The organism is Blautia sp. HCN-1074 (assembly GCF_037890165.1).
Lineage (GTDB): Bacteria > Bacillota > Clostridia > Lachnospirales > Lachnospiraceae > Blautia_A.
On the sequence record NZ_JBBKBP010000011.1, the window covers coordinates 59,494 to 73,001 of the forward strand.

Genomic DNA, 13,508 nt, shown 5'->3' on the forward strand with positions numbered 1-13,508 from the left:
GTCAGCAGAATGGATGATCTGTCTGGCTTAAATGAAAAAGATGGAGGCAAGTACGTGAAAGAATATATTTTGGAAGCCTGTGTAGATTCTGTAGAATCTGCTATGGCAGCGGTTGAGGGAGGCGCAGACAGGCTGGAACTCTGCGGCAACCTGATCATCGGCGGAACCACTCCGGGACCGTGGCTTTTTGATGAGATAAGGAAGCGTTCGGATATCAGGATTCATGCCCTGATCCGTCCGCGTTTTGGAGATTTCTGCTATACAGATGCAGAATTTTCCATGATAAAGCATGCAGTAGAAGATTTCAGAAAAATGGGTGCCGAAGGTGTTGTATTTGGGGTGCTGAAACCGGATGGCACATTAAACATGGAACAGATGAAAGAACTGATGGAGGCGGCAGGGGATATGTCAGTGACCCTTCACAGAGCTTTTGATGTATGCGTGGATCCAATAGAAACAATGGAACAGGCAATCTCACTGGGAATCAATACGATCCTTACTTCAGGCCAGCGCAATGTATGTCTGCAGGGGGCAGATCTTTTGCGGGAACTCGAGGAAAAGAGTCGTGGACGTATCACAATCCAGGCAGGAAGCGGTGTCGGCGCATCGGTGATCCGACAGCTTTATCCTCTGACAGGAATAAAAGCATATCACATGACTGGTAAGAGAGTAATCGACAGTGAGATGCAGTTCAGAAAAGACGGAGTGAATATGGGACTCCCGATGCTTAGTGAATATGAGATATGGCGTACGGATGTAGATAATATCCGCGCCGCAAAGAAAGTTCTGGAGGAATTATAATGGCAGAACCGAAGATTTTTTTGAAAGGGAACAGGGATCGAATTGAAAAGAGCTACCTGGAGCAGGCGAAGAACCTGCCCCGGGTTTTTGCGCCTGTAGATGAGAAATTACAGAAATGTACAGAGGAAGTGGCGCTTGCATGTAAATATTTATATGCGTTTATGCCGTACAGCGATATTGGCAATTATCCGTTTGAAGTATTTCTGGACTATGCAGAGAATGGTGTGAATCTCTGGAAAGAGAATCCACAGGTTGCAGATCTTCCGGAAGAAATCTTCCTGAATTATGTGCTGTTTCACAGAGTAAATGAAGAAGAAATTGCTCCTTGCAGAACTTTCTTCCGCACAGAGATTGGAACCAGAACGCAGGGAATGAATTTTAAAGAGGCAGCCCTGGAAGTGAACTACTGGTGCGCCGAAGAAGCAACCTATCACTGTACAGATGACCGTACTTTATCTGCGGTTTCCGTATATCGAAGAGGTAATGGAAGATGTGGTGAGGAGTCTGTATTTACAGTGAATGCCCTGCGAAGTGTGGGCGTTCCGGCGCGCCAGGTGTATGCGCCGAAATGGTCTCATTGTGATGACAATCATGCATGGGTAGAAATCTGGTGTGACGGTGAATGGTATTTCCTTGGAGCATGTGAGCCGGAAGAAATCCTGAATAAAGGATGGTTTACGAATGCTTCTTCCAGAGCGATGATGATTCACTCCCGTGTATTTGACACAAAAATTCCGAACGGAGAAGTGATCGGCAAAGACGGCATGGTTACTATGCTGAATGAATTGAAGAGATATGCTGTTACAAAGGAGATTACAGTATCCGTAAAGGATGAACAGGGAGCTCCGGCTGAGGGCACAGAGGTTTCTTTTGAAGTACTGAATTACTCTGAATATGCACCGATCGCAGAGAAGAAAACAGACAGTAAGGGAACCGCCAGACTGACAACAGGACTTGGGAGTCTGCATATTTCCGCAAGAATGTGTTCTGACGGCGAGTGGTTCTATGCGGAAACAGTTATGAACACTGAGAAAGAAGATAACTGTGAACTTTGTCTGGTACCGCAGGATAAAAGAAATGACGGCGAATCAGAAAAGTGGACAGCAGCAGATATATTTGCTCCTCATGACGCACCTGTAAACACAGACATGCCGACTTTAGAACAGAAGGCGAAGGGAAATAAGCGTCTGGCAGCAGCCAATGCACACAGAGAGCAGAAAGTAAGAAACTGGTCAAATCCGGAATGTGAACGTTTTCTGGAAAAAAAGGTAAACAGGATAGAAGAAGCCATTGCTGCCTCATACAGAGAGGATCTCCTGAGGGTTCTCACAGAGAAAGACAGAACTGACTGTATCAGTGACGTTCTGGAGGAACACCTGGAGCTGGCAATTCCATATCATGGTATGATGAAAAAGGATACCTTTGTATCTTATGTGTTAAATCCAAGAGTAGATGATGAAGTTCTTCAGAAATATAGAAGAGAGATTAAGAAGCATTTTTCCAGAACTGAGAAACAGGAGCTGAGAGATGACCCTTCCAGAATCTGGAATCTGATCGAGAAGGCAATTGTTTCCAGACCGGAGAAAGAGCGTTCCAGTGTGATCACAACACCGGCAGGATGCATAAGGACCTGTACAGGAAGCTTCCTGTCAAAGAAAATCCTGTTTGTTGCAATAGCGAGAACCTTTGGAGTAGCGGCAAGACTGAATCCACATGATTGTTCTATGGAATATATGGAAAACGGAAGATTCGTTCCTGTGCTTGCAAGAACAGAGAAGAACTGTACTCTGATCCTGAAAGCAGGAGAGACTGTAAAGTGGAAATATTTCCAGAACTGGAGTATTGCAAAACTGGAGAATGGAAGATATACATCACTGAAACTGGGAGCAGAGAATTTCGAAGATCAGATCCTGAATCTGCCGTTGGAATCCGGAAACTACAGGATTCTTACTTCAAACAGACTTCCAAATGGAAATATGTTTGCAAATGAATATCATTTTGAAATTCAGCCCGGAGAGACAAAGGAGATTGAGCTGGTACTCAGGGAAGCAGATCTGGAGGATATGCTGGAGAATATTTCCATGCCGGATTTTATGCTGAAAACTGAGGATGGTACAGAGTTGAAAGCATCTGACCTTACAGCAGACGGAAAACATATCCTGATGTTTCTGGAAGAAGAAAAAGAGCCTACTGAACATATCTTAAATGAAATGATGGAGCAGGAAGAAGCTTTTGCAGGATATGCAGAGCAGATTATTTTTGTAGTGAGAAGTAAAGAAGCACTGGAGACACCGACACTGTCCAAAGCACTTGCAAAGTTAAAAAATATTCAGATTTATTATGATGATTTCTCAGAGATTATCAATACTCTGGGAAGACGTATGTACGTAGACCCGGATAAACTTCCGCTGATCATTGTGACAAATGGAAGCCTGAACGGAATTTATGCGACCAGCGGCTACAATGTAGGAACCGGGGATATGCTGTTGAGATTAATGTAATGAAGAATTGTAGGAGAAAAAATTATGTATCAGTTTAACAGAAAAGAATATGAAGAACGTATGAAATGGTATCAGGATGCCCGTTTCGGAATGTTTATCCACTGGGGCTTATATTCTATTCCTGCAAGAGGAGAATGGGTACGCAGTACAGAGGAGATGCCTGAGGAAGAATACCTTCCGTTTATGAAAGAATTTGATGCCAGAGACTATAACCCGAAACAGTGGGCAAAAGAGGCAAAGGCAGCAGGTATGAAATATGTGGTTCTGACTGCGAAACACCATGATGGTTTCTGTTTATTTGACAGTAAATACACAGATTATAAAGTTACCAACACACCTGCAGGAAGAGACCTGATCAAAGAATATGTGGAAGCCCTTCGCGAAGAAGGCCTGAAAGTCGGTCTGTATTTCACCTTGCTTGACTGGCATCATCCGGACTATCCTCATTACGGAGACCGCATCCATCCTATGAGAAACCATCCGGAATGCAGTAATGAAAACAGAGATTTTTCTCGTTATATAGAGTATATGTACAATCAGGTGGAAGAGGTCTGCACAAATTATGGAAAAATCGATATTATGTGGTTTGACTTTTCATATGATGATATGCGGGGCGAGAAATGGGGAGCAACAAGACTGATAGATATGGTCCGCAGATTACAGCCGGGAATCATCATTGATAATCGTCTGGAAGTCAGCGGTGAGGGAAGAGGTTCTCTGTATGACTGCAATCCGACACCATATCATGGCGATTTCGTAAGCCCGGAACAGATCATCCCGCCGGAAGGAATCTGCGACAAAGAAGGGAATCCGATGGTATGGGAAGCATGCTTCACCATGAATAATAACTGGGGTTACTGTGCAAATGACCACTATTACAAACCTGCTTCCATGCTGATCAAGAAGCTGGTAGAGTGCGTTTCCAAAGGTGGAAATATGATTTTGAACGTAGGACCTGATGCGAAAGGTAAATTCCCGAAAGAATCCTCTGCGATCCTGGCGGAAATCGGACGCTGGATGGATAAGAACCATGACAGTATCTATGGATGCGCTCCGGCAACAGATATCCCGAAACCGGATTACGGACGTATCACCAGAAATGGAAACAAATATTATGTCCATATTTATGAGAATACATTAGGACCACTGCCGCTGATTGGCTTTGACAAGAATAAGATTGTGAAAGTACGTGCCCTGGATGACGGACATGAAGTGCCGATTTCTACTTTATGGGTGCACAGCGATTATCCGAATATCGCATTTGTTGACCTTGGTCCGGATCCTGTACTGCCGGATTCCGTAGACTATGTGCTGGAAGTGGAGATGGCAGAATAAAAACAGGTGATAAGCCCTAAAAAATTTATATTTGCTATTATCTTGCTTAAAAGTTTAACCGAATTAAGTAAGTCCCCCTGCGGAGGTTGCGAATATCCGATTGACAAGCCTTTTGTATCAATAGGAATAATTTGCAGACAATATAAAAACGAGTTGCTATATTCTTTGTTTCTGGAATATAGTAACTCGTTTTTTTGGGAAAAAAACAGATACCTTAAATTCTAACAGCGGTTTCTCTTATTAACAAAGTAGTTCAAAATCCCGCCGCCCACAATAATTACAAGAGCAACCGCAACAACTCTCTTAGCGGCTTCCTGTGGCATCTGGCTTTTGGAACCAATGGATTCTGAGTAGAATGTAAGCGTATAATTAATCTCATGAGGTGCGCCCATTGCAGTGGTATCTGCAATCACAGGCATGCCTTCATCCAGCGCAGTGACAGGAATTTCAAATTCTGAATTTGCTCCCTCTTCATTAACTGGGAGATACTTTTCCCCGTCCACGATCATATAATCATAGTTGGAACTGCTCCACTGAATTTTGGCGGTCACACTGCCATCTTTTACAGTGATAAGAGTCGGAGTAGTAACACTTGCCTTTCCACTTCCTCCCTCTAAGTCCACCTGGATAGAATATTCTCCATCTTCTTTATCAAGAGTCAGAGACTGCGCAGCAGGCACAAAACTCCACATCGACAGACAACAGATCAATGCTGTCAGAAATGCAAAAATCTTTTTCATTTGTTTTTTCCTCACTTAAATTTCAGTAATTTTCATCATCCCACAATTGAAATTAATTGTCAATACTTCGTTGAAAAAGTGGTTGGGCTTTAGTATAATAGGGATGTTGTCCGTAAGTTAAATAGAAGACAATAAAAAGGGATATTTCTGATAGAAACATTCAAACAGAGGCTTGAGGTGTAAGATCTTTGAGACAATAAAAAGGAAATTAAAAAAGAAACCATTATACAGGAGGATATAAGAATGAGTGGAATTTTATACGGAGTAGGAGTAGGCCCTGGAGATCCGGAACTTATGACATTAAAGGCAGTACGCCTGATTAAAGAAAATGATATTATTGCAGTCCCGGGAGCAGATGTCCGCGAGACTGTTGCATACAAGATCGCAGTACAGGCAGTTCCGGAACTGGCTGACAAAGAACTTCTTCCAATCTATATGCCTATGACACATGACAAGGCAGAACTGGAACTTAATCACGAAAAAGGTGCCAAAGCCCTTGAAGCAGCTCTGGATACAGGTAAGAATGTTGTATTCCTTACTCTGGGAGATCCGACAATCTATTCTACATTTACATATGTACAGAAGAGAGTAGAAGCAGACGGCTATCAGACAAAACTGGTAAGCGGTATCACTTCCTTCTGCGCAACAGCAGCACGCTTAAATATCCCGCTGACAGAGTGGAACCAGCCACTTCATGTACAGCCGGCAGTACACCGCCTTGACAGTGAACTGGATCAGCCGGGAACCTATGTACTTATGAAATCCGGCAAGAAGATGAATCAGGTAAAAGAAATTCTGGCAAGAAGCGGCCGCGAAGTCCGCATGGTCGAAAACTGCGGTATGCCGGATGAGCATATTTACAACAGTGTGGAAGAAATCCCGGATGACGCCGGATACTATTCCCTTATCATTGCCAAAGAGAAAGCCGAAGAGAAATGATAGAGACAAAAAATCTGACGAAAACCTTTGACAATTTTACAGCAGTGGATTCCCTGAACCTGAAAATTGAAAAAGGTGAGTTTTTTGGTCTTCTCGGACCAAACGGAGCAGGCAAGACAACGACCATCAGTCTGCTCTCAACCCTTCTTCTTCCGACAAAGGGAGAAATCCTCATAGATGGTCAGCAGCTTACGAGAAAGCGCCCGGACCTGAAAAGAAAAATCAGTGTGATCACTCAGGAGTATTCCATGCGCCAGGATATGAATATGGATGAGATCATGGAATACCAGGGGCGTCTTTATTTCATGCCGCGAAAAGAAATCAAGGCAAGAACAGAGGAACTTCTGGAATTCTGCGATCTTATCAAATTCCGCAAGCGTACAGTCCGTAAGCTCTCCGGTGGAATGAAGCGTAAGCTGATGGTCTGTCGCGCACTTCTGACAGAACCGGAAATCCTGCTTCTGGATGAACCCACAGCAGGAATGGATGCTCTTTCCAGGAGACAGATGTGGAATCTCCTGCGTAAGCTTAATGAGAAAAACCTGACGATTCTGCTGACTACTCATTATATGGAAGAAGCACAGAGTCTCTGCAATCGTGTGGCACTGATGGATCATGGTAAGCTGGAGGAGGTAAGTACTCCGTCAGCACTGATCGAGAGTCTTGGAGCCTATGCGGTAGATGAGATGACAGCAGATGGAACAAAGAATCACTATTTCCATACACGTCAGGATGCAATCCGGTATCTGGAAAATCTTACAGGGCAGGCCTCACTTCGCGAGACCACACTGGAGGATGTTTTCGTAGAAAGAGCTGGAAAATACCTGATTTCCAAGTAACAGGCGGTTGTTCGCCACTTTTGCTGCGTGGTTTTACACCGGATACTCCTTGGGCTTTACTCAAGGAGATTCATATTTTCTGCATTGCATAGCGTGTTACCGGGCACAGAGTGAACAGTTACGAATAAATGAGAATATAAATGAACTTGGAGAAAAGAGTAATGGGAATTATAACAATATTATGGGAGAAGTGGGTAGAATTCCGCAGAGATTTTTACAAGATCACACTGGCAGCCATGATCGCGCCTCTGATGTATCTGGTCGTATTCGGAATGGGAATCCAGACAACTTCTCATGGACAGCCATACCTGAACTTTTTGATTCCAGGTGTGGTATCACTTACAACTATGAATGGAAGCTTCAACGCCATCGCGCAGAACCTGAATGTCCAGAGACTTTATGAGAAAGCCTTTGACCAGGTTATGATCTCACCGACTCCACTGTGGCAGTTTATCGCAGGCCAGATTATCGGAGGAAGTCTGCGTGGACTGTATGCAGGAGGAATTATCCTGCTCCTCACAGCACCAATCGAGACAGGCCTGATCTTCAACGGCTGGTCATTTCTTGTGATGTTCCTCAATGGAGCGGTATTTTCTGCTATCGGAGTGGTAGTATCATTTCTTGCAAAAAATCATGCAGACGTGCCGAGATTTTCCAACTACATTATCATGCCTATGGCATATTTATGTAACACCTTTTTCTCAACAGAGAAACTTCCGGGATTTGTAGGCAAGTTTGTATCAGCTTTGCCATTATCCCAGACCAGCCATCTGATGAGAAGTATTTCATCAGGTGAGGCGGTGAATTACACCGGTATTGGGATTCTGCTTCTTTATCTGCTGGTGTTTACTGTAGCAGCATCATGGTTTATTTATAAGAAGAAAAACCTGTAATAAGAAGAAAAAAATCTGTAACTGACTGACAAGGAGGAGTCTGTGCTCCTCCTTGATCTGGTTATGCATTATATATCAATGTGAATCTTTGTAAAGAGAAAAAGGGGAATCATTTACTGGCAATGTACGAAAACGTTACTGTTCACTCTGTTCTCAGTAATCCTTTTACCGGTGAATAGCAATGAAATGGTATATTCCAATTATTGACTTTTATTCTTTGAATGATATACTTAAATTATGCATAACCGAGCAGCTGTTTTTGGCATCTGTCCGGTTAAATTTTCACACAGCCATAATAACAGAAGAAAGGGCATACATTATATGAGTAAGCCAAAGATATTGATCGTTGATGATTCACAATTAAACAGAGAGCTCCTTGCCTGTATGCTGGAAGATAACTATGATATCTGTGAAGCTGAAAATGGAGAGCAGGCAGTTGAAATCCTTGAAAGATGCCATAAGGATTTCAAGCTGGTGCTCCTTGACCTGATCATGCCGGTGATGGACGGTTATCAGGTACTTGCTGTTATGAAGGCAAAGCAATGGCTGGATATGTTGCCGGTTATCTGTATTTCATCAGAGACTTCCGGAGATAGCATCCGTCGGGTTTACAGGCTGGGAGCAAGTGATTACTTCTCGCGTCCCTTTGATGCAATGACAGTTTTTCATCGCGTTGAGAGTACGATTGCGCTGCATGACAAGATGACGGGAGATCTGCAGGATGCGATGAAAATGCTATCATCTATTTTTCACAGGATACTCAAGATTAATCTCTCGACAGATACTTATACAGTTATCAGAGGAAAAGACAGTATTGTTTCCATGCCATCAAGTCTCTCTGAAAGTCTTAAAATGATGGCAGATCTTAAATATATTTATGAAGAGGATCAGGAAGAATATCTGAAATTCTGCAGTATGGATAATCTGAGAAAAGAACTTGCAAAAGGCAGAGAACGCATTTCCCTGAACTACAGAACTCTGATAAAACAGGAGTACCGCTGGGTATGTATGGAAGTCATCAGAAGTGCAGAATATAAACCGGATGACCAGATTGCCATGATGTATATCCGGGATATCAATGATGAATATCTGAAACAGCTGGATAAGATCATACGCCATGCAAAAGATGCGTTTGCCTCAGTTACAGTAAATATTTCGGATGGAAGCTGTATTATGGCAAACAGCAGGATTGCTTCACTGGAGCTGAAAGATGTAAATGAACCACTGGATTCTTATATTGAGCGGATCAGTCAGTCTATTCCGCAGAGAGAAGTGAGAACTCAGTACAGAAAGGTGTTTTGTGTAGATAATCTGAGGGAATGTCTGGCACAGGGAAAAGATATGATCCAATGGGAATGTCCTGTGTATGCCGCAAAAGGGATCAGCCTGAGGATGATCAGAACCACAGTTGAGATGGTTCGGAACGTTTCTTATGACAGGCTGGAAGCACTGATCTATTTTTCTGATATTACAGAGAACTATTTTTCAGAGCAGATTCCGCATATGCTGTACAGAAAGAATTTTGATAGAATAGAGATTATTGATGGGCAGAGAGACTGTGTGAGACTGGATCATCCGGGTATCTGTGCCATGGAGATGGTCCTAGCAGAAGAAATCAGTTATTCCGGTTATGTTACTGAAGTTATGAAGAGATTTGTTCCGGATGATGAGAAATCCGTATATGACAAATGTGTGCGTCTTGATACCATTCGGAAAGAACTGCAGGAGAAAGAGAGATATTCTTTCTCTGTTCATCAGTTTAATAAGGAAGGGGAGAAATGTTTAAAGAACTATACATTTTTTTACCTCAATAAATTTTTTGACATTATTGTATCTACAGTTGAGGATATTACGGAGAAATTTGAACAGGATATTCTGACGGGCGGATATAACAGACAGGGCTTTATCCGTCATGTGGAACGGATTCTGAAAGAAAGTGAAGACAGAACCGGATATGCGGTTGTATTTTTCGACATTAAGAATTTCAAGGCAGTCAATGAGCTTTTTGGAACAGAAATCGGAGATATGATGCTGCGCAAAGTGTACGAAGATGTCCGAAAATCTGAACTGAAGCCTCTGGTGTCGGCACGTGAAGACGCGGATCATTTTATCTGTCTGGTAGAACGTAAGAATCTCAATCTGGATATGCTTACCGGAATGTGTCAGAAGAAACTTACCCGGGGAGGAAAAACACTTCATTTGTCTGTCAAATGTGGAATTTTTATGCTTGAAAAGAAAAAAATGTCTGTAAATGGAATGATCGACAGGGCAAAGATTGCTCAGAGATATATTACCGATGAGTTTGTCCAGTCATATAAGATTTATGATTCTTCCATGAAGAATACATATATAGATAAAGCGACATTGGCAGGTGAACTGGAGGAAGGGATTGCGAAGGGACAGTTCAAAGTATATTTTCAGCCTGTTGTGGATGTAAAGACCGGAAAGATTGCATCAGCAGAATCTCTGATCCGATGGTTCCATCCGCAAAAGGGATTTATTTCACCGGGTGTATTCATTCCTGCGCTGGAGGATAGCGGACATATTTCCGAATTGGATCTGTATGTGCTGGATTCGGTTAATGAATTTCAGAAGAAACGTTATCAGTCCGATAAGATTACAGTTCCGGTATCAACTAATCTGTCATGGATGGATTTCTATGATGAGACGATTATGAACTGGCTGGAGAGAAAATGTGCGGATACTTCCATACCGTCCGGTCTGAGCAGAATGGAGATTACAGAAACTTCCTATGCTGCCATTGAAGCAGACAGAAGTGCAACTCTGGAGGCATTAAGAGAAGCAGGGATTCTGCTGCTTCTGGATGATTTTGGAAGCGGATATTCTTCCTTTGGAATGCTCCAGAATTACAACTTTGATATTATGAAAATTGATATGAGTTTTGTGCGGCAGATAGAAACCAATACCAAAACACGCAGTATTATCCGCTTCATCATTGAAATGGCACATACTATGGATATAAAGATTATAGCGGAAGGTGCTGAAACTAAAGAGCAGGTCGAGTTCTTAAGAGATAACGGTTGTGATTATATCCAGGGGTATTATTTTTACAAACCGATGCCGGAGGAAGAGTTTGTGAAACTGTTGGATGCCGGCAGATAACAGTTACATATAATAGTCTCGCGCAAACTGCACAAATTGCTTTACATGGGGTTTCAGAATCCTGTTTTTGCTATAGACAATATAGAAACTGCGTTTATGAGCAGATTCCTCCAGCGGAAAGACAAGAATCTGATTTGTCCTCTGCAGGTCAGTGACAGAGCGTGATGAAAGAATAGAGATTCCCAGACCATTAACAATGGACTTTTTGATGCTTTCTAGGTCATTCATGCGGGCGATCACATTCAGATTGCCTGTTGTGATGCCTGCGCGATCCAGAAAAAGGTCCATTTCTTTTTTTGTGCCGGAGCCTTTTTCCCTGAGAATAATAGAATCTTTCAGGAAATCATGAAAAATAGCGGGTGTTTCCCTGTCCTTGAGTGCAAGATAGTGATCTGTTACAGGAGTTGCAATGACCAGCTCATCATGGCAGAAAGGAATAAACACGCAGCTCTCATCACGTGTATTCTGGCCTACCAGAGCCAGATCTACAGTTCCGTCCAGTACCCGGCTGATGGATTCTGAACTGTCTGACTGTATGGAGTGAAAATAAACATCAGGATGCGTTTTTCCGAAAGCAGCAAGCAATTCCGGCAAAAGATAAGAAGAAGGAATGGTAGATGCAGCCAGATCTATCATATGTTTGTGGGCACCTGTAAAATTCTCAAGCAGATTATTTCTGATTTCCAGCATACGGACTGCACTGTCATAAAGCTGGTAGCCTTTGGCTGTAATCGTTGTCTTCTTTGTAGTGCGGATGATCAGTTTCATATGCAGTTCATCTTCCAGAGAACGTATATGAGCACTGATCGTAGGCTGAGTCAGATAGAGGCGGCGGGCCGCCTCTGAGAAGCTGCCGTAATCCACGACAGCGACGAATGCTTCTAACTGTTTAAATTCCATTGTGAAAATCTCCTTTTATGTACGAAAACGATGTACGAGTGTACCGACAAGTTGATTCTTGAAACAATCTTGCAGGATAAATTTTCTTATTTCAAGGCGGAGGAGAGAGGCGTAGCGGTGGCTACGGCGACCGACGACAACGCGGAAATAAGAAATTTAGACGTAAGATTGTTCAAGAAATCAACTTGTTGGTACACTGGGATTGCTATAGTAATGCGGATAATGCATCTAAAGCAATATCCAGTTCCTGCTTTGTATTCTCAGGTCCGAAAGAAAAACGGAGAGTACCCTCCGGGTATGTTCCAAGAGTTTTATGTGCGTTTGGTGCACAGTGAAGGCCGACTCTTGTCATAATTCCATAAGTACTGTCCAGTTCAAAGGCGGCCTGAGCCATGTCCATATGTAAGGTCTGGACGGATACAACTGCACAACGGTTTTCAATATTTTTTTTACCGATAATACGCAGGAATTTTTCTTCAGGATCCAAATTCAGGATACCATCTATAAAGTATTGTGTCAGCATTAATTCATGTTGGCGGATTTCTTCCATGGACTGTTTCTCCAGATCACAGAGTGCGGCATGAAGTCCCAGAATCCCCGGGATATTGGGAGTTCCGGGTTCGAAACGATCCGGAAGAAATGCCGGTACTTCCTCAGAATGAGAGGCGCTTCCTGTTCCGCCGCTGATAAGAGGCTCGATCTGCGCTGCCAGTTTATTGCGGATCAGAAAGCCACCTGTTCCCTGTGGCCCTCTGAGTCCCTTGTGACCTGTAAATGCCAGTGCGTCTATGTGATATTTCTCCATATCAATGTCAATGGTTCCTGCTGTCTGTGCAGTGTCCAGAATAAAAAGAAGTTCATGTTCTTTGCAGAAATTCCCGATTTCCTGTGCAGGCATGACAGTTCCGCATACATTGGAAGCATGAAGACAGACCACAAGCTTAGTCTCAGGACGAAGGAGTGCAGCCGCTTTATCAAGCAGAAGACTGCCGTCAGAAGCGCATGGGATCCTGTCAAAAGAAATTCCATGTTTCTCCAGCTGTACAAGAGGACGCATCACTGCATTATGCTCCATAGCAGTTACAAGTACATGATCGCCGGGTTTCAGAAGTCCTTTCAGAAGAACATTCAGACTGGCAGTGATATTTTCTGTAAAAATAACATTCTTACCCTTTCCGGAAGTAAAGTGAAAGAGCTTCAGAAGCTGTTCTCTTGTCTCAAAAATCTGCTCCTCCACAGAATAAGCTGCCAGGTATCCTCCCCGATTCACATTCACAGCAGAGCCTGACAGGTAATCATAAACTGTCTGTGCAACAGATGGTGCCTTGGGAAAAGACGTACTTGCCTGATCCAGATATATTTTATTCATAGTAACAAATCCCCCCGATTTTTATATAATTAAAGATTATATGAGAATTGCAGGAGCTGCTTTGCTGC

Annotated in this window: 10 protein-coding genes; 7 read left to right on the top strand and 3 right to left on the bottom strand. The window is 43.0% G+C overall.

Annotation, left to right across the window (positions count from 1 at the left end; translation table 11 throughout):
* Positions 1–54 precede the first annotated feature (54 nt).
* From WKT11_RS10885 to WKT11_RS10895, 3 genes are read left to right on the top strand one after another with little or no spacing between them, the layout of a single operon-like run.
* Positions 55–801 (top strand): copper homeostasis protein CutC, encoded by a 747-nt coding sequence (locus WKT11_RS10885; RefSeq protein WP_117674469.1) that lies wholly within the window; start codon positions 55–57, stop codon positions 799–801.
* Positions 801–3,302 carry a transglutaminase domain-containing protein gene (locus WKT11_RS10890; protein ID WP_340284286.1) on the top strand — a complete coding sequence of 834 codons (2,502 nt, stop codon included), beginning with the start codon at positions 801–803 and terminating at the stop codon, positions 3,300–3,302. The genes WKT11_RS10885 and WKT11_RS10890 overlap by 1 nt, the downstream gene beginning before the upstream one ends.
* Before the next feature lie 24 nt (positions 3,303–3,326).
* Positions 3,327–4,637, top strand: a complete 1,311-nt coding sequence (locus WKT11_RS10895; RefSeq protein WP_118247381.1) for an alpha-L-fucosidase — start codon at positions 3,327–3,329, stop codon at positions 4,635–4,637.
* A 221-nt stretch (positions 4,638–4,858) separates the two neighbouring features.
* On the opposite strand, the gene WKT11_RS10900 is transcribed toward WKT11_RS10895, so the two are convergent.
* Positions 4,859–5,377 (bottom strand): hypothetical protein, encoded by a 519-nt coding sequence (locus tag WKT11_RS10900; RefSeq protein ID WP_117845042.1) that lies wholly within the window; start codon positions 5,375–5,377, stop codon positions 4,859–4,861.
* A gap of 243 nt (positions 5,378–5,620) precedes the next feature.
* Here WKT11_RS10900 and cobI point away from each other — a divergent pair, with 243 nt between their 5' ends.
* The 4 genes from cobI (at position 5,621) to WKT11_RS10920 (ending at position 11,171) form a co-directional block, all read left to right on the top strand.
* Positions 5,621–6,316 (top strand): precorrin-2 C(20)-methyltransferase, encoded by a 696-nt coding sequence (gene cobI / locus WKT11_RS10905; RefSeq protein WP_117674268.1) that lies wholly within the window; start codon positions 5,621–5,623, stop codon positions 6,314–6,316.
* A complete protein-coding gene (locus WKT11_RS10910) occupies positions 6,313–7,155 on the top strand; it encodes an ABC transporter ATP-binding protein (protein ID WP_118247380.1) in 843 nt (280 codons plus the stop codon). Before cobI ends, WKT11_RS10910 begins: the two co-directional genes overlap by 4 nt.
* Positions 7,156–7,316: 161 nt before the next feature.
* On the top strand, positions 7,317–8,048 hold the full coding sequence (locus tag WKT11_RS10915) for an ABC transporter permease (RefSeq protein ID WP_118136757.1): 732 nt from the start codon (positions 7,317–7,319) through the stop codon (positions 8,046–8,048).
* Positions 8,049–8,369: 321 nt separating this feature from the next.
* Positions 8,370–11,171, top strand: a complete 2,802-nt coding sequence (locus WKT11_RS10920) for an EAL domain-containing protein (protein WP_182439650.1) — start codon at positions 8,370–8,372, stop codon at positions 11,169–11,171.
* A gap of 3 nt (positions 11,172–11,174) precedes the next feature.
* Here the strand turns inward: WKT11_RS10920 and WKT11_RS10925 are convergent, their stop codons facing one another.
* The gene (locus WKT11_RS10925; RefSeq protein ID WP_118247378.1) at positions 11,175–12,071 is read right to left on the bottom strand and encodes a selenium metabolism-associated LysR family transcriptional regulator; all 897 of its coding nucleotides are present in this window, start codon (positions 12,069–12,071) and stop codon (positions 11,175–11,177) included.
* A 205-nt stretch (positions 12,072–12,276) separates the two neighbouring features.
* Positions 12,277–13,440 (bottom strand): aminotransferase class V-fold PLP-dependent enzyme, encoded by a 1,164-nt coding sequence (locus tag WKT11_RS10930; RefSeq protein ID WP_118136751.1) that lies wholly within the window; start codon positions 13,438–13,440, stop codon positions 12,277–12,279.
* Between the last annotated feature and the right edge of the window lie 68 nt (positions 13,441–13,508).

Coding starts and splice junctions, on each gene's coding strand:
- WKT11_RS10910 (WP_118247380.1), top strand. CDS start 6,313: ATGATAGAGACAAAAAATCTGACGAAAACCTTTGACAATTTTACAGCA.
- WKT11_RS10900 (WP_117845042.1), bottom strand. CDS start 5,377: ATGAAAAAGATTTTTGCATTTCTGACAGCATTGATCTGTTGTCTGTCG.
- WKT11_RS10895 (WP_118247381.1), top strand. CDS start 3,327: ATGTATCAGTTTAACAGAAAAGAATATGAAGAACGTATGAAATGGTAT.
- WKT11_RS10930 (WP_118136751.1), bottom strand. CDS start 13,440: ATGAATAAAATATATCTGGATCAGGCAAGTACGTCTTTTCCCAAGGCA.
- WKT11_RS10915 (WP_118136757.1), top strand. CDS start 7,317: ATGGGAATTATAACAATATTATGGGAGAAGTGGGTAGAATTCCGCAGA.
- WKT11_RS10890 (WP_340284286.1), top strand. CDS start 801: ATGGCAGAACCGAAGATTTTTTTGAAAGGGAACAGGGATCGAATTGAA.
- WKT11_RS10925 (WP_118247378.1), bottom strand. CDS start 12,071: ATGGAATTTAAACAGTTAGAAGCATTCGTCGCTGTCGTGGATTACGGC.
- cobI (WP_117674268.1), top strand. CDS start 5,621: ATGAGTGGAATTTTATACGGAGTAGGAGTAGGCCCTGGAGATCCGGAA.
- WKT11_RS10920 (WP_182439650.1), top strand. CDS start 8,370: ATGAGTAAGCCAAAGATATTGATCGTTGATGATTCACAATTAAACAGA.